The sequence below is a fragment of the Leucobacter sp. CX87 genome (assembly GCF_018682295.1).
GTDB lineage: Bacteria > Actinomycetota > Actinomycetes > Actinomycetales > Microbacteriaceae > Cx-87.
The window spans coordinates 229,517-245,665 of sequence record NZ_JAFIRI010000004.1 but is presented as its reverse complement, the minus strand read 5'-3'; the positions used below and the strand labels follow the sequence as shown (position 1 = coordinate 245,665).

Annotated in this window: 12 protein-coding genes; 7 read left to right on the top strand and 5 right to left on the bottom strand. The window is 69.7% G+C overall.

The features are described from left to right. Positions 1–143: 143 nt before the first annotated feature. Genes KOE53_RS06635 through KOE53_RS06615 form a run of 5 tightly spaced genes read left to right on the top strand, consistent with a single transcriptional unit; the run spans position 144 to position 5,285 of the window. Positions 144–1,514 carry a glutamine synthetase family protein gene (locus KOE53_RS06635; RefSeq protein ID WP_188045173.1) on the top strand — a complete coding sequence of 457 codons (1,371 nt, stop codon included), beginning with the start codon at positions 144–146 and terminating at the stop codon, positions 1,512–1,514. After that, positions 1,501–2,298 carry a gamma-glutamyl-gamma-aminobutyrate hydrolase family protein gene (locus tag KOE53_RS06630; RefSeq protein WP_188045172.1) on the top strand — a complete coding sequence of 266 codons (798 nt, stop codon included), beginning with the start codon at positions 1,501–1,503 and terminating at the stop codon, positions 2,296–2,298. Before KOE53_RS06635 ends, KOE53_RS06630 begins: the two co-directional genes overlap by 14 nt. Continuing rightward, a complete protein-coding gene (locus KOE53_RS06625; RefSeq protein ID WP_188057851.1) occupies positions 2,295–3,650 on the top strand; it encodes an aldehyde dehydrogenase family protein in 1,356 nt (451 codons plus the stop codon). The genes KOE53_RS06630 and KOE53_RS06625 overlap by 4 nt, the downstream gene beginning before the upstream one ends. 48 nt (positions 3,651–3,698) lie before the next feature. Beyond that, on the top strand, positions 3,699–4,490 hold the full coding sequence (locus KOE53_RS06620) for a 3-oxoacyl-ACP reductase (RefSeq protein ID WP_206348580.1): 792 nt from the start codon (positions 3,699–3,701) through the stop codon (positions 4,488–4,490). A gap of 48 nt (positions 4,491–4,538) precedes the next feature. Next, entirely contained in the window at positions 4,539–5,285 is a 747-nt protein-coding gene (locus KOE53_RS06615; RefSeq protein WP_188045170.1) for a FadR/GntR family transcriptional regulator, read from the top strand. 183 nt (positions 5,286–5,468) lie between these two features. Here KOE53_RS06615 and KOE53_RS06610 read toward each other — a convergent pair whose 3' ends face one another. The 3 genes from KOE53_RS06610 to KOE53_RS06600 all read right to left on the bottom strand — a co-directional run bounded on the left by KOE53_RS06610 (position 5,469) and on the right by KOE53_RS06600 (position 8,220). Beyond that, positions 5,469–6,434 carry a nucleoside hydrolase gene (locus KOE53_RS06610; RefSeq protein WP_188057850.1) on the bottom strand — a complete coding sequence of 322 codons (966 nt, stop codon included), beginning with the start codon at positions 6,432–6,434 and terminating at the stop codon, positions 5,469–5,471. A gap of 39 nt (positions 6,435–6,473) precedes the next feature. Further along, complete coding sequence (locus KOE53_RS06605) at positions 6,474–7,454, bottom strand: ribokinase (RefSeq protein WP_215401680.1); 981 nt, start codon at positions 7,452–7,454, stop codon at positions 6,474–6,476. 103 nt (positions 7,455–7,557) lie between these two features. After that, positions 7,558–8,220: a TetR/AcrR family transcriptional regulator gene (locus tag KOE53_RS06600; protein WP_188045168.1), complete on the bottom strand. Its 663-nt coding sequence runs from the start codon at positions 8,218–8,220 to the stop codon at positions 7,558–7,560. Positions 8,221–8,307: 87 nt separating this feature from the next. Here KOE53_RS06600 and KOE53_RS06595 point away from each other — a divergent pair, with 87 nt between their 5' ends. Together KOE53_RS06595 and KOE53_RS06590 are read left to right on the top strand one after the other, a co-directional pair. Continuing rightward, positions 8,308–11,190 (top strand): MMPL family transporter, encoded by a 2,883-nt coding sequence (locus KOE53_RS06595; RefSeq protein ID WP_188057849.1) that lies wholly within the window; start codon positions 8,308–8,310, stop codon positions 11,188–11,190. Next, positions 11,187–13,424: a YhgE/Pip domain-containing protein gene (locus KOE53_RS06590; RefSeq protein ID WP_188057848.1), complete on the top strand. Its 2,238-nt coding sequence runs from the start codon at positions 11,187–11,189 to the stop codon at positions 13,422–13,424. Before KOE53_RS06595 ends, KOE53_RS06590 begins: the two co-directional genes overlap by 4 nt. A gap of 94 nt (positions 13,425–13,518) precedes the next feature. Here the strand turns inward: KOE53_RS06590 and KOE53_RS06585 are convergent, their stop codons facing one another. Continuing rightward, on the bottom strand, positions 13,519–14,832 hold the full coding sequence (locus tag KOE53_RS06585) for a hypothetical protein (RefSeq protein WP_188057847.1): 1,314 nt from the start codon (positions 14,830–14,832) through the stop codon (positions 13,519–13,521). Between the two features lie 57 nt (positions 14,833–14,889). Beyond that, positions 14,890–16,149, bottom strand: a complete 1,260-nt coding sequence (locus KOE53_RS06580) for a glycosyltransferase (RefSeq protein WP_188057846.1) — start codon at positions 16,147–16,149, stop codon at positions 14,890–14,892.

Below are 16,149 nucleotides of genomic sequence, written 5' to 3'. Positions count from 1 at the left end.
TCACGTCTTTTGGTTTAGTACAGCAACCTTTTCAAAGATTTTCGTTCTCGGATCCCAGCAGGGGCTTGCGGATCGCCGAGCCACACATGCTTTAATGGTCGAAATTCGTACCATTTCTCAACGCAGAGAACCTAGGAGTGCACATGATTCCGGCGAGCGGCAATTTGACCCCGGACGAGCTACGGGAAGCAGTGACTTCCGGCGAGATCGACACCGTGATCGTCGCCTTCACCGATATGCAGGGTCGACTGGTCGGCAAGCGCGTCTCGGCACGTCTCTTTCTTGAGGACGTAATGGATCACGGAGCCGAGTGCTGCAACTACTTGCTGGCGGTTGATGTCGAGCTCAATACGGTGGACGGCTACGCGATCACCAGCTGGGAGAGCGGCTACGGCGACATGGCCATGCTTCCGGATCTCTCTACTCTGCGCCGCATGCCGTGGCTTCCGGGCACCGCCCTGGTGATTGCGGACCTCCGGCTCGCGGGCGACCACTCGCCCATCTCAGTCTCGCCGCGCGAGATCCTGAAGACGCAGGTCGACCGGCTCGCCGCGCACGACCTCGTCCCCCACGTGGCGACCGAACTCGAGTTCCTCGTCTTCGACGACGACTACCGCAGCGCATGGAAGAGCAAGTACCAGGACCTCACCCCCGCGAGCGACTACAACACCGACTATTCGCTGCACGCCTCAACCCGGCTCGAGCCCCTGCTGCGCGACATCCGAAACTCGATGGACGCCGCCGGAATGTACTGCGAGGGCGTCAAGGGCGAGTGCAACCTCGGGCAGCAAGAGATCGCCTTCCGGTACGCACACGCGATCGCCACCTGCGACAACCACTCGATCTACAAGAGCGGATCGAAGGAGATCGCCGACGCCCACGGCAAGAGCATCACCTTTATGGCGAAGTTCAACGAGCGCGAGGGCAACAGCTGCCACGTCCACTCCAGCCTGCGCACCACCGCCGGCGACCCGGTCTTCGCCGACGCTGACGCCCCGGACGGGATGTCGAAGATGTTCCGCCACTACATCGCCGGCCAGCTCGCAGCGATGCGCGAGTTCACCCTGCTGTACGCGCCAAACATCAACTCGTACAAGCGCTTCGTCGAGGGCAGCTTCGCCCCGACCGCGGTCGCCTGGGGCCACGACAACCGCAGCTGCGCGCTGCGCGTCGTCGGCCACGGCCAGGCGATGCGCGTCGAAAACCGCGTGCCGGGCGGCGACGTGAACCAGTACCTCGCGGTCGCGGGCATGCTCGCCTCGGGACTCTATGGCATCGAGCACGAGCTTGAGCTCTGCGATCCGATCGTGGGCAACGCGTACATCAGCGACGTTGAGCGCGTCCCCACCACGCTGCGCGAGGCCGCCGACCTGTTCGAGCAGTCCGCGCTCGCGCGCGAGGTGTTCGGCGACGACGTCGTTGCGCACTACGTGCATGCCGCACGAGTCGAGGTAGCCGCCTACGACGCCGCCGTCACCGATTGGGAGAGGATCCGCGGCTTTGAGCGCCTCTGACACCACTCGCGCGCCGATCATCGGCATCACGAGCTACCTCGAGCAGGCCCAGACCGGGGTGTGGGACGTGCGCGCCGTATTCCTCCCACAGGTCTACGTGAACGCAGTCACCGCGGTCGGCGGCATCGCCGTCGTGCTGCCGCCCCAGCCTGTGAACGCGGACGTAGCGCGCGGGGTAATCGCCGGGCTCGACGGGCTGATCCTGTCGGGCGGAGCCGATATCAACCCGGCGATCTACGGAGAGGCCGCCCACGAGCGTACCGGGGCGCCCCGCGACGATCGCGACGAGTTCGAGGCCGCCGTGCTGCAGGCCGCGATCGACGCCGAGCTGCCGTTTCTCGGCATCTGCCGCGGCGCCCAGATGCTGAACGTCACGCGCGGCGGCACGCTCGTGCAGCACCTGCCCGACCTGGTGGGCGACGACCGCTACCAAATTGGCCAGGGCATCTTCAACCCGATCGAGGTCGAGGTCGACCCCGAGAGCCTGATCGCCGAGGTCTACGGAGACGACCGGCGCGCGACCGCGCACCTCTATCACCACCAGGGGATCGGCGAGATCGGCGACGGCCTCACGGTCACTAGCCGCACGGAGGACGGGGTCGTCGAGTCGCTCGAGCTTGATTCGGTGCCGTTCGGGCTCGCGGTGCAGTGGCACCCCGAGGAACATGCCGACGACCGCCGCCTCTTTGCGGGGCTCGTGTCGGCTGCGCGAGACTATCGCGCGGCGCGCAACACCCCAGATCAGACGCCAACGGGCGCCGTCCCCTCGAAGGAGCAGTCATGAGCTACACCGTCATCAACCCGGCGACCGGGGCGGCCGTCACCGAGGTCGAGCATCTCGACGTCCACGCCACCGACCGGGCCATCGCTCAGGCCGCTCGCGCGCAGCAGGAATGGGCCCGGGTTGCCCCGGTCGACCGGGCGCGAGCACTGCGCCGCTTCGCCGACGCCGTCGACGGCGACCTCGAACGCCTTGCGCAGCTCGAGACCGTGAACTCGGGCCACCCCATCTCGCAGTCGCGCTGGGAGGCCGGCCACGTCCGCGACGTGCTCGAGTACTACTCCGCGTCCCCCGAACGCCTGTTCGGACAGCAGATCCCGGTGGCTGGCGGCATGAACGTGACGTTCCACGAGCCGCTCGGCGTCGTCGGCGTCATCACCCCGTGGAACTTCCCGATGACGATCGCCGCCTGGGGCTTCGCTCCCGCGCTGGCCGCCGGTAACGCCGTCGTCCTGAAGCCGGCGGAGTGGACGCCGCTCACCAGCCTCCGCCTCGGCGAGCTCGCCCTCGAGTCGGGCCTGCCCGAGGGACTCTTCCAGGTGCTCAGCGGGCGCGGTTCGGTGGTCGGCGAGCGGTTCGTCACGAACCCCGAGGTGCGCAAGATCGTCTTCACCGGATCGACAGCGGTGGGCAAGCGGATCATGTCCGGCTGCGCCGACCAGGTCAAGCGAGTCACCCTCGAACTCGGCGGCAAGAGCGCGAACATTGTGTTCGCGGACTCCGACATCGAGAAGGCGGCCGCCACCGCGCCGTACTCGGTCTTCGACAACGCCGGGCAGGACTGCTGCGCGCGCAGCCGGCTGCTCGTGCAGCGCAGCGTGTACGACCGCTTCATGGAACACTTCGAGACCGCCGTACAGAACGTGAAGGTCGGCGACCCCCTGGACGAGGCGACCGAAGTCGGGCCGCTCGTCACCCTCGCGCATCGCGAGAGCGTGGCCTCCTTCCTCCCCGAGGGCGCCCCGATCGCGTTCCAGGGATCCTGCCCCGACGGGCCGGGCGCCTGGTTTGCGCCGACCGTGGTGACCCCCGAGCGGGACAGCCGGCTGGCCCGCGAGGAGATCTTTGGCCCCGTGGTCGCGGTGCTGCCGTTCGAGGACGAGGCCGACGCCATCGCGCTGGCGAACGACACCGAGTACGGGCTCAGCGGCTCGATCTGGACGAACGACCTCGCGCGCGGCATTCGCGTCGCCCGCGGCGTCGACGGCGGCAACCTCTCCGTGAACTCCCACTCCTCGGTGCGGTACTCGACCCCGTTCGGCGGCTTCAAGCAGTCGGGTCTCGGCCGCGAGCTCGGCCCCGACGCCCCCCTCAGCTTCACCGAGACGAAGAACGTGTTCTTCGCGTCCGAGTAGCGTCCCCCTTTCCCGTTCATCCACACGTCACACCACAAGGAAGTAACCATGAGCGACATCACCCCCATCGATCTCACCCAGCGCCTCGCTGGCAAGGTCGCCGTCATCACCGGCGGCGCGAGCGGGATCGGCCTCGCCACCGCAAGGCGCATGCGCGCCGAGGGCGCGAAGATCGTCATCGGCGACATGGACGTCGCCAGCGGCGAGGCGGCCGCGGCCTCGGTCGACGGCCTGTTCGTGCAGGTCAACGTCACCGATGAGGCCCAGGTCAACAACCTCTTCGACACGGCCGCCCGCGAGTACGGCTCGGTCGACATCGCGTTCAACAACGCCGGCATCTCGCCCGCCGACGACGACTCGATCGAGATCACCGAGCTGCCCGCGTGGGAGAAGGTGCAGGACGTGAACCTCAAGAGCGTCTACCTGTGCTCGCGCGCGGCGCTGCGCCACATGACGAAGCAGGGTTCGGGCTCGATCATCAACACGGCCTCGTTCGTTGCGGTCATGGGATCCGCGACCTCGCAGATCTCGTACACCGCCTCGAAGGGCGGCGTGCTGGCGATGAGCCGCGAACTCGGGGTGCAGTTCGCCCGTCAGGGGATCCGGGTGAATGCTCTCTGCCCCGGCCCCGTGAACACGCCGCTGTTGCAGGAGCTCTTCGCCAAGGACCCCGAGCGGGCAGCGCGCCGCCTCGTGCACGTGCCGATCGGCCGCTTCGCGCGCCCCGAGGAACTCGCCGCTTCGGTCGCGTTCCTCGCGAGCGACGACGCGTCGTTCATCACGGCATCGACCTTCCTCGTCGACGGCGGGCTCACGAACGCGTACACGACGCCGCTCTAAACGGGCCTACACTCGCTGTGACGTAACGACGGCCCTGAAAGGAGCAGCATGCACCCGCCGACCGACCGAGTGGAACTGCTCATTAGGGCCGTCCGCCCTACGAACGCCTACGAGGAAACGATGCAGCGCTTGCTGCAGTCGATCCGCCTCGGGCTGATCGCCCCCGGTGAACGGCTGCCGGCCGAGCGCGAGCTCGCCAGCATGCTGAAGGTCAGCCGGGACACCGTGCGGGACGCGCTCGCGACGCTCGTCGAGGCGCACTACGTGGTGTCGCGGCGCGGCCGGACCGGCGGCACCTTCGTCGCCCTGGAGCTGCCGGTGAAGTCCACGCTCCACCCGCAGCGGGAGGAACTGGGCGAAGCCGACGTCGAGGACAACGCCGTACTGCGCCGCGTCGTCGAGGTGGGCGCCGCCCGCGAGGCCGCGGGCCGCGAGCTCAGCGCCGAGGACCGCGCGGCGCTCGCGGGCGCGCTCGCGGCGTGCACGGAGTCGTCGGATGTCGATCACCGCCGGCTCGACTCTCGACTGCACCTGCTGATCGCCGAGCTGTCGGGATCGCCGAGCCTCGTCCCGATCGTCGCGAACGCCCGCACCCGGGTCAACGCGCTGCTCGACGAGATCCCGATGCTGCGCCCGAACCTCACCCACTCCGACGCCCAGCATGCGGCGATCGTCACCGCGATCCTGTCGGGGCAACCCGACGCGGCGGCCGCGGCGATGCTCGAACACATCGAGGGGTCGACCGCGCTGCTGCGCGGCTTCTTCGCCGCGCGCGGCGGGGCCTCAGCGCCGTAGATCGCGCGGTTTTCAGCACTTCGGGCAGGATCCTGCCAGAGCGCGTGGTCGCCGCACCCAGGAGCGCGCGCCTCGCCCCTCAGGCCTCATTCCTTCGCTCGACCCGTCGCAATCTGCTGCTTCATTCGCCGGGAAGCCGCAGAATGAGACGGGTCGATGAGGTTTGGGGGCGCCCAGGGCCCGCTACTTCTGCAGCACCGTCCCGAGGAAGAGTTCGAGCACCGCGTCAACGTCCACGCCGAGGCAGACGTCCGCAGTCGGCCATGGCTCGACCGTGCCGTGCACCGATTCCTCGCCACCGAACGAGCGGCGGTCGACGATCGTCTGCCCGCGGCTCAGACCGGGCGCCAGCTCGACCTGCAGGCGGCGGTGCTCCGTCGTGAAGAGCTCGGGCGCGACGAGCGCGCACACGGCGCCGGCGTCGCCGATCAGCGTGTGGGTCACCTTCGTGCCATCGGCGGGGTCGGTCACCTCGAAGCCGAGCAGCGAGGCGAGCGCCTGCGCGACGGGATCCTGCACCGTGTGCAGCTCGGCCACCGTCTCGTTCGGCACCTCGACGACATTAAACACGTCGAGCCCGTAGAGCGTGAGCGGAACGCCTGAGTTGAAGACGACGTGCGCGGCCTCGGGGTCGTGCCAGACGTTGAACTCGGCCACGGGCGTCGCGTTACCGATCGACGCCGAGCCACCCATGCAGACGATGCGCTCGATGCGGTCCGCCACCTCCGGGTGCATGCGCAACAGCAGCGCCAGGTTGGTGAGCGGCGCGAGGGCGATGAGGGTGATCTTCTCGGCGCTATCCACAATCGTGCGGCGCATCAGCTCGACCGCGTGCACCGGCTCGACCGTGCGCGCCGAGGTGGGCAGGCTGAGGTTGCCGAGGCCGCTCTCGCCGTGCACCCACGAGGCGTCGCGCGCTTGCTCGACCAGCGGCCGGATCGCGCCCGCTGCGACGGGAATCTCGGGTGCGCCCAGCACATCCAGGATCTGCAGGGTGTTCGACACGACGCGCTCGATCGAGGCGTTGCCCGCGACACACGAGATCGCCTGCACGTCGAGCGCCGGGTGGCGCACGGCGAACATGAGTGCCATGGCGTCGTCGATGCCGGTGTCGACGTCGAGGATCACGGGGATGGGTGAGGAAGTCATTGAGGAGTCCGTTTCGTTGGGGCCGAGGTGGCCGAAAGTCTAGGAGCGGGCGAGGCGAAGTTCCGCAAGCGCCCCGTACGAGTCGACGGCGCCAGGAGCCTGCACGGACGCGGACCCGGCGGCAGCCCCCCAGGCCGCGGCGGCGGCGAGCGCGTCGCCCGCCGACAGGCGCGCAGCAAGCGCCCCGACGAACGCGTCCCCGGCGCCGGTCGTGTCGACCACGCGCTCGGGCTTGGGCGACGGCACGTGTGCGGCAGCCACCCGGCCGTCAGCGCCGTCGCGCCCGACGAACACCGCGCCGGCGGCGCCGAGCGTGATGACGACGGAGCGGCAGCGATCGACCAGGTGTTCGGCCAACAGCAGCGCCTCGCTGGTGCTGAGCTCGTCCCGAGCGTCCTCACCGAGCACGGCGAAGGCCTCGCCCTCGTTCACGATGAGCGGGTCGGCCTCGGCCAACACCTCGGCGGTGACCGCGATGGCCGGGGCCAGGTTGAGCACGAAGCGCGCGCCCTGTTCGCGGCAGAGCGCGGCGAACTCGGCGACCACGGCGGCGGGTAACTCGCCCTGGGCGAGGCCGACGACGGGCACCTGCGCGGATCCTGCGCCGTCAAACAGTCCCGCAACCGAGTCGCTGCGGACCCAGGCGGGATCAAGCCGAGCGTTCGCGCCGCTCGCCACGATGATGGTGTTCTCGCCGGCTCCGTCGACGGCGATGGCCGCGGACCCCGTGAGCACGCCGGTCAACACCGATAGGGCCTCGAGTTCGACGCCGTGCGCCGCAAGCGTGCGCTGCACGAACTCGCCCGAGGCGTCGTCACCGACGGCGCCGGCGAAGCTGACCCGTGCCCCCGTGAGCGATGCGGCGGCCGCCTGGTTCGCGCCCTTCCCCCCGAGACCCGTTCGTGCGTCAAGCGCAAGGATGGTCTCGCCGGGCTGCGGGAAGGTGTCCACGTAGGTGACCGCGTCGACGTTGGCAGATCCCAACACGATGACGCGTCCGATCTGAGTCCCAGCGGTCATAGTGCGCTCCGTTTGTTTCGTTGGGGCGCCGCTTCTGGCGCAGGGTTCGAGTCTACGATCCAACCGGGCTCTCCGCTGCGCGAGGAACGGCAGGACGGCGGGACTATTGGGGGTCTCCCACCGCCGCCGTCAACGCGAACAACACGTCCGCCACCCGCTCGCCGAGGTCCGCTGCCGTAGCGCTTGCGGCGCTACCGCCAGTGAGCACCGCTAGCCGCAGCTCGCGCTCGTAGATGCTCGTGAGGAGCGGCAGGGCCTCGTCCGCCGGGATCAGGAACCTCCGACCGGCAACCGCGACGATCTGCGCCACGACCTCGGCGAGGTCGGCGACGTACGCGGCCTGGTACCGGAGATAGTCGGGCGCCAGCTCGGGGTCACGCAGGGCGAGCAAGAGAAACTCCTGCTCAATCACGAACCAATCCGTCTCGAGCGACGAGGCGACGAAGAACTCCCTGATAAAGGCCGCGGCCTCCTCCCGGCCGATCCCGCTCGCTCGGCACGTCAGCTCGTCTCCGAGGAGCGTCATGCGCGCCTCGAGGTCTTCCGTGCGGCGCCGATACTCGCGAGCGAGCAGCGCGAAGAAGAGCTCCTCCTTTGAGGAAAAGTTGGAATAGAACGCGCCCCGGGAGAACCCGGCGGCGGCGCAGATCGCTTCAACCGAGGCGCCGCCGAGGCCGAGCTCGACGCAGACCCCGAAGGCAGCGTCCATCAGGCGCTCCTGGGTCTCCAGGCGACGCGCGCTTACGGGCTTCTGGGGCTCACTCATGCTCCGATTGTGTCAGACACGGCTGGCTCCAAGGGAGTTTGCATACACTCGTGTATCGAAACCTGAATCGCGCCCCCGAGGAGTCTCGTGTCATCTGTGCTGTACTCACTTGGCCGCTGGGCCGCCAAGGCGAGATCACTTGTCCTCATCGGCTGGATCGTCATTCTCGCCATCTTCGGCGCGGGCGCGGTGTTCCTCGGACAGGGCGCGAACGCCCCGATCTCGATCCCCGGCACGGAATCGCAGGCCGCGCTCGATCAGCTCAGCCGCACGTTCCCCGAGGTGAGCGGCGGAAGCGCCCAGGTCATCGTGGTGAGCCCCGAGGGCACCCGCATCGATTCCTCGCCCTATCCCGACGAGATCGCCCGCACCGCCGACGAGCTGGCGGACCTTGACGGCGTCGCCGCAGTGCAGTCGCCATTCGGCGGCACCGCGGGCGCGAGCTCCGACAGTGCACTCTCCGAGGACGGCCGCGCCGCGCTCATCTCGATCACCCTCGACGGCACCTCCGTCGACGCCCCGCCGGCCACCCTCGAGGGCATCAGCGCGGCCGTCGCGGACCTGCAGGATCGCCTTCCCGAAGGCGCACAGGCGGTCGAGGGCGGCGAGGCCTACTCCACCTCGATCCCGGGCATCACGATCACCGAGGCGGTCGGCGTGCTGGTCGCGTTCGTCGTGCTCGTGCTGACCCTGGGCTCGCTGCTCGCGGCCGGTATGCCGCTACTCGCCGCAATCCTGGGCGTCGGGGTGTCGATCGCCGGCCTCTTCTTCGCCACCGCCGTGGTCTCGATCACGTCGATCACCCCGATGCTGGCGCTCATGCTCGGCCTCGCGGTCGGCATCGACTACACGCTCTTCATCGTCGCGCGCCATCAAGAGCAGATCCGCGACGGCATGCCGATCGAGGAGTCGATCGCGCGCGCCACCGCCACCTCGGGCTCCGCTGTGATCTTCGCAGGGCTCACGGTGATCATTGCGCTCGCGGGGCTCGCGGTCGCCGGCATCCCGTTCCTCACCGCGCTCGGCCTCGCCGCCGCGGCGGCCGTCGCGATCTCCGTGCTCATCGCGCTCACGCTCACCCCCGCAATCCTCGGCATGGCCGGCATCAAGATCCTGCCAAAGCGGCAGCGCGCGGCCCTGGCCGCCGGCACGCTTGCGTCTGCGGCCAACGCTCCCGCAGCGGCACCCGTCACGGGTGCCCACGGCGCAGGATCCGGGCCGATCACCGAGCCTTCGAACGCCGCGGCCGGCGCCCCCGCCGCGCCCCGCAAGCCCTTCGCCGACCGCTTCTTCGGCGGCTGGGTCGCCGCGGTCACGAAGATTCCGGCGCTCACGATCATCCTCGTGTTGCTCGGCGTCGGCGCCATGGCCGTGCCCGCGCTCGACCTGCGCCTCGCGCTGCCCAACGCCTCGAGTCTGTCGGAAGACGCCCCCGCGCGCATCAGCTACGAGCTCGTCGGCGAGCACTTCGGCGAGGGCGTGAACGGCCCGCTCCTGCTGACCGGCTCGATCGTCGCGAGCAACGACCCGCTCGGCCTCATGGCAGACCTCGCCGACGAGGTCCGCCAGGTCCCCGGCGTCGCCGAGGTCCCTCTGTCGACCCCCAACCAGGGCGCCGACACGGGCATCATCCAGGTGGTCCCCGAGGAAGGCCCGCACGCCGAGAGCACCTCGCAGCTCGTCGATGCGCTGCGCGCCAAGGCGCCCGAGTGGAGCGAGCAGTACGGCGTCGACCTCGCGGTCACCGGCTTCACCGCCGTCGGCATCGACGTGTCGAAGCTGCTCGGCGAGGCCCTCCTGCCCTTCGGCATCCTGGTCGTCGGCTTCTCGCTGATCCTGCTCGCCATGGTGTTCCGCTCGGTGTGGGTGCCGATCAAGGCGACCCTCGGCTACCTCCTCTCGGTCGGTGCCGCCTTCGGCGCCGTCGCCGCGGTCTTCGAGTGGGGCTGGTTCTCCGAGGCCCTGCACGTGGCAAGTCTCGGCCCCGTGCTCAGCTTCATGCCGATCATCCTGATGGGCGTGCTCTTCGGACTCGCCATGGACTACGAGGTGTTCCTCGTCGCCCGCATCCGCGAAGAGTACGTGCACGGCGCGAGCGCCCGCGACGCGATCCGGCGCGGCTTCGTCGGATCGGGCAAGGTCGTCACGGCCGCCGCGATCATCATGTTCGCCGTCTTCGCGGCCTTCATCCCCGAGGGCGACGTGAGCATCAAGCCGATCGCACTGGGCCTGGCCGTTGGCGTGTTCGTCGACGCCTTCATCGTGCGCATGACGCTCGTGCCCGCGGTGCTCGCGCTGCTCGGCGACCGCGCCTGGCAGATGCCGCGCTGGCTCGACAAGATTTTGCCGTCGTTCGATGTCGAGGGCGAGGGGCTCAGCCGCGAGCTCGCCCACGCCCACTGGCCCGAGGATCTGCCCGAGGCACGCATCGCGAGCGAGGGCCTCGAGCTCGTCGCGGCCGACGGCACGCACCGCATCGCCGATGTGCGCGTCGGGCCGGGCGACGCCCTGCTGCTCTCCCCGCAGGATCCCGCCCACCGCCGCCTGGCCGAGGTGCTGACCGGGCGCGCGCCGATGCTGGCGGGCACCGCCAAGGTTGCCGGCCTCCTCCTGCCCGAACGGGCGTCGACGCTGCGCCGTCGTGCCGCGCGGACCCAGCTCGCCGGGCTCCGCGAGGCGCTTGCCGACCGGCCCCAACTCCTCGTGCTCGACCTCGCGCAGCTCGTCCCGGCGTCGGAGGCGGCGATCCTGTCCGCCCGCTCGGCGCTCGAGGGTCGCGCGGTCGAGGCCGAGCGGGGGGCGGCACCGATGCCCACGCTCGTGTTGCTGAGCGACGCGGACACCGCGGCGCGGATCCTGCCCGCTGGCACGCACATCGTGCACGCCGAGACGCGCCCGTTGACCGCACCTGACTTCGCGGAGAGCTCGCTCCCCGCGGCCACCACTCTCACGGAAGGAGCCGCACGATGAGCGGCCTCGCCTCGAACCGCCGGCTCGGATGGAAGGCGGTGCTCGGCATCCTTCTGGTGCCCCTCACGATCGCCGGCCTGTTCATCTGGGGCCTCTGGAGCCCAACCGAACGCCTGCGTTCTGTCGAGGCCGCCGTCGTGAACCTCGATGTGCCGGTCGAGATCGACGGGCAGCTGACCCCGCTCGGCCGCGTCTTCGCGGGTGCGCTCGTGGGTGACTCGACCGTGGCTGACGACGAGACGAACTTCACCTGGCACCTGACAAACGCGGAGGACGCCGCCGAGGGGCTCGACGAGGGCCGCTACTCGACCGTCGTCACGATCCCCGAGAACTTCTCGGCGGCCGCCACCTCGGGCGGAGACCCCGACACGGCCGAGCAGGCCACGATCGACATCGCGACGAGTGACCGCGGTCGCCTGATCGACTCGGCGCTCTCCAACGTCGTCACGAGCACCGCGACGCGCGTGCTCAACGAGCAGCTCGGCACGGCGTTCATTGACCAGGTGTTCGTCGGCATGGGGACGCTCCACACGAGCCTCGGCGAGGCCGCGGACGGCGCGGACAAGCTCGCGGACGGGTCGCACCAGCTGGCGACCGGCACGAGCGGTATTGCCGACGGTGCCGGAGCGCTCGCTTCGGGTGCAGGGCAGCTGTCGAGCGGGGCAAACGCTCTCGCCGGCGGCGTGGGCGGCATCGCTTCGGGCATGGGCGAGTACGCCAATGGGGTCACTGCCCTGGCTGGCGGTGCGGCGCAGGCTGCCGACGGCACGGAGAAGTATGTGGCAGGCGTCGGACAGCTGGTGGACGGGCTGCGTACTGCGCTTGCGCCGATCACCCAGGCGATTACAGCCGCAAAGGACGCGATCGACAATCTGCAGATCGACCCCGCGACTGGGCTGCCCGTCGGCATGCCCGACCCGACCGCGCAGACCACCCTGCTGGGTGCGCAGCTCGCTGAGTTGCAAGGCTCGCTCGGCTCTGCCTCCGGTGGTGGCGCGCAGCTGAACGGCCTGGTCGCCGAGTGCGCGACTTCGGGCGCGAGCGAAGACTTCTGCGCCCGCCTTGCCGCTGCCACGTCCGCGACGAACAACTCGGTCGCTGCTGCGCAGACGCAGGCCGGCGCTGCCACGGCGACGCAGCAGCAGCTCGCGGTCGAGATGCAGGTCATCAAACAGACCATCCAGACCTCGGTTGCTGCCGTTTCAGCCGCCCGCCCCCAGCTGGATCAGCTTGAACAGCAGCTCGGCGGCTTGGACGCCCAGCTGGCGCAGCTCGCGGCGGCTGGACCCCAGGTTGCTGCAGGTAGCCGTGGCATCGCGAACGGCGTTGGTGCGCTTGCAGCGAGTGGGCAAGAGCTTGCTGGCGGCGCGGGGGCACTCGCAACCGGCGCGGGCGAACTCGCGGCGGGCACCCCGGCATTGGCTGATGGAGCGGCTCAGCTCGCCGACGGCGCCGCCCAGCTCGCGGAGGGCGCAGAGCAGGCCGCGACCGGCACCGATACCCTCGCGAGCGGGCTGGGCCAGGCGGTCGACGGTGTGCCGAACTACACCGAGAGCCAGCGCGACGCGCTCGCCCGGGCGGCGCTCACCCCCGTGGTCGCCACAGGCAGCGGCGACGAGCTATTCAACGCCGCCGGGGTTCCGCTGTTCACCGGCATCGCGCTGTGGGCCGGCGGGCTCGCGAGCTTCCTGATCTTGAGCCCCCTCTGGCGCCGCACGCGCGAGGCCGCGCGCGGCCTCGGCGCCATCACGCTGCGGAGCGCCCTTCCCGGTTTCCTTGCGGGCGCGGCGCAGGGCGCCATCGTCGGCCTCGCCATGCCGATCGCGCTCGGCCTCGACCTGCCGGCGACGCTCGCGTTCCTCGGCTTCGGCGTGCTGGCCGGCGTGGCCTTCGCGCTCGTAAACCAGGGGCTCGCCGCGCTGCTCGGCGGCTTCGGCCGGTTCCTCTCATTCGTGACGCTGGTCATCGCGTTCGCGGGCGGCATCGTCTCGACCGCGCCTGCGGCGCTCAGAGCCATCGGCGACGCCACCCCCATCGGGGCCGCGTTCTCGGGCTTCCAAGCGATCGCTTCTGGGGCGGCCGGGGCAGCGGGCGCGGCAGCACTGCTCGTGCTCTGGGGGCTCTTGGGCCTCGCGCTCACCGGCTTCGCCGCCGCGCGGGCGCGCACGTCAGACCGCACCCCGGCCACCGAGCCGGCCCCGGTGGTCGCAGCTCGAGCGCTGCAGCACGCGTAGTACCGAGCGCACGAAAGAAGGGCCCCGCCTGCTGGCGGGGCCCTTCTTTCGTTGGGAACTCGGCGCGATGCGCCGGGCGTCGTGAGCTGGGAGGCTAGGCCGCCGCAACTCCCGTTTCAACCTTGACCGGCTTGGTCGGCTGAACGACGGGCTTCGCGAAGTTCGTCGTCTGGTTGTTGAACGTGACCGAGCTGACGGTCGCGTTCTGATCGATGTTCACGTAGAAGCCGAAACCGATGACGTCGTGGACACCAACCGCTGCGACGAACTGATCGAGCGTGAACAGCGAGTTTGCGTCGGCCAGCTTGATGGTCTTCGCGTCATCGGCCCAGATCGGGCTCGAGGTCGACCAGAGCGCGTTCGGGTCACCCAGATCCATCGCGTTATCCAGGCGGATGGTGGTGAAGCTCTCCGCACCTGCACGGTTACCGCTCGGGTAGTAGAACACCGGGACCTGCGTGGCCACGGGGCCAGTGGCGTGGACGACGTCCACCTTCATGTCCGCGGCGGCGCTCAAGCAGTTCGCCTGGAACTCAGCAGGGTCGGCGAGACCGTTGAGGATCTGCGCGTTGCCCGTGACCGCCAAGCCAGCCTCGGTGGTCACGAAGTTCTTGACGGTCTCCGTCTTGGTCAGGCCGTTGTGCCAACCCGGGTAGGCCGCCTCGTTCGGGCGGATATTGGCCGCATCGACGAAGGTCGCCGACGCCGCGTTCGGCACGCAGCTCGGGATGGCCGGCGCAAACTGCGTCGTGCTCCCGTTCCCCGTGAAGGAGTTCACCTGGACACCGGCGGCGCCCGCCTCGATCAGGAAGCCGGTCGCGATCGCGCGGGGGTCGGAGCCCACCGGCGTCTCTGAGGGGTCCTCGCCGAGTGCGGCGAGCAAGGTTGCCATCGGGGTGGGCGTGTTTGCGGCCACCGTCCCCCCGATCGCCTGGCTTGAGATCCAGTCTCCGCCCGTCGCGGCGTTCTTGCGCAGCGTCGTGAACTTCCACGTGGTCGTCCCGGAGTCATACGCATAGAACACCGGTACCTGGTAGAAGACCCGCGAGGCGTCCAACCCGGCATTGACGTTCACGCCGTTCAGTGTGTCCTCGAGCGACATGGCAGGGGCCGTTCCGCCGGCAACATTGTTGTTTCCGTTGCCCACAACGGCGATCGATCGATCGGCGGCAGCGAAAACGAGGCCGCTTCCCCCCTGGGTCGCGCGCCCCGGGTAGCTCGCGCTGGGACTGTAGTGCCACTCGTTGTAGTAGGTAGTCTCAGAGGCCGGGTCGGTCGTGACCACGATATCCGAGGCAAGCACCACCCCGCCCGCCGGAAGCGCGTGTGCGGTCGTGGTGGTCAGCGCAATGCCGCCCAGCGCGAGTGTGGTGGCAGCGATGCCTGCCAATGCACGTCGTAGTGCCATGAAAGTCTCCCCCAGTGTCTGCCGAGCCCCCGGGTGGAGAGACTCGTCCGACCGACACTAGCCGAATTTGGACTCCGAACGCAAAGCTTTTTCATAGACTTCACGCATTTGTGATGTTCGGGCTGATTGGAGGAACTGGGTGCTCGTTTCGGCGGGCACTCGCGCCGGTTCCCCAGTCGCGATCCCGTCGACCGCCTGCGCGAGCGCACGCGCCAGCGGTGCGACCTCGTCCTCGCCCGGCCGCGCAGCCCCCACACGCCATGACGGCTCAACCCCCAGGTCGTCCGCGATGTCCGCATCTGAGAACAGCGTCGGGGTGCCGAGCGCCGCGGCCTCGAACGGGGTCATCCCCTGCGTCTCGAAGCCGCGCGAGGTCTGCACCAGCAGATCCGCATCGCGCATTGCGGCGAGCGCCGCCGCGTAGGGCACCGGCCCCGGAATGGTGACGCGGTCGCCCAGCCCAAGCTCAGCGATGCGGCGGCGCACCTGCGGCAGCAAGAGGCCGGCTCCGTACAGTTCGACGTCCGCGTCGATGTCGCTGCGCGCAATCGCCTCGACGAACTCGAGCACCCGCTTCTCGGGGCTCATCCGCCCGAGCCAAATCAGCTTGGGCCGCGCCCGTTCGCTGCGCGGGCCCGCGGCCAGCACGTCGGCGAGCACATCGTCGTCGACCCCAGTCGGAGTGACCTCTACGCGGTCCGAGACCCCATTCACCCGCAGCAGCTCCGCGAAGTGGTGCGACGGCGCCGTGACGGCCACCGCCTCGGCGACGAGCTCGGCGAGATACCGCCACGCACCCCGCGGCCGGGCGGATCCTGCGCCTGAAACGTTGCCGGCGAGCCGCGAGCGCCCGAGCGCGAGCGCCCGCCACAGGCGCAACCCCTGAAAGGCGATGGGCGCGGTCACCGCGGCAAGCGGGGCGACCGCCCGCGTGCCCGCATCGACGTGGTTGTGCAGGGTATGCACGACGGGAACGCCGAGGCCACGGGCGGCGCGATAGCCGATCAAGGCCCCCCAGAAGTCGCCCTGCACGTGCACGAGGTCGACGCGCGGGCGATCCCGTAGCGCGCGGGCGAGCACCCGGTCGGTGCGGCGTCCGGGCCACGACACCCCGTACTCGCGGTCGCGCGTGATGGGCAGCGAGGGAAGATCGAGGTAGGCCGGATCGCTCGCCACGTAGCCCGGCCGGTGCAGCGCCGAGGCCGCAATCGACACCGTGTGCCCCTGGCGCTCAAGGAAGCGCCGCTGCAGGCGAATCGACACCTGCACCCCGCCCAGCGACTCGGCGTGCTGGTCGGTGACGATCAGGATGTGCAT

Bases quoted from the DNA above. Each gene is read 5' to 3' on its own strand.
- KOE53_RS06615 (WP_188045170.1), top strand. From the start codon at position 4,539: ATGCACCCGCCGACCGACCGAGTGGAACTGCTCATTAGGGCCGTCCGC.
- KOE53_RS06605 (WP_215401680.1), bottom strand. From the start codon at position 7,454: ATGACCGCTGGGACTCAGATCGGACGCGTCATCGTGTTGGGATCTGCC.
- KOE53_RS06620 (WP_206348580.1), top strand. From the start codon at position 3,699: ATGAGCGACATCACCCCCATCGATCTCACCCAGCGCCTCGCTGGCAAG.
- KOE53_RS06610 (WP_188057850.1), bottom strand. From the start codon at position 6,434: ATGACTTCCTCACCCATCCCCGTGATCCTCGACGTCGACACCGGCATC.
- KOE53_RS06625 (WP_188057851.1), top strand. From the start codon at position 2,295: ATGAGCTACACCGTCATCAACCCGGCGACCGGGGCGGCCGTCACCGAG.
- KOE53_RS06590 (WP_188057848.1), top strand. From the start codon at position 11,187: ATGAGCGGCCTCGCCTCGAACCGCCGGCTCGGATGGAAGGCGGTGCTC.
- KOE53_RS06585 (WP_188057847.1), bottom strand. From the start codon at position 14,832: ATGGCACTACGACGTGCATTGGCAGGCATCGCTGCCACCACACTCGCG.
- KOE53_RS06580 (WP_188057846.1), bottom strand. From the start codon at position 16,149: ATGCACATCCTGATCGTCACCGACCAGCACGCCGAGTCGCTGGGCGGG.
- KOE53_RS06635 (WP_188045173.1), top strand. From the start codon at position 144: ATGATTCCGGCGAGCGGCAATTTGACCCCGGACGAGCTACGGGAAGCA.
- KOE53_RS06600 (WP_188045168.1), bottom strand. From the start codon at position 8,220: ATGAGTGAGCCCCAGAAGCCCGTAAGCGCGCGTCGCCTGGAGACCCAG.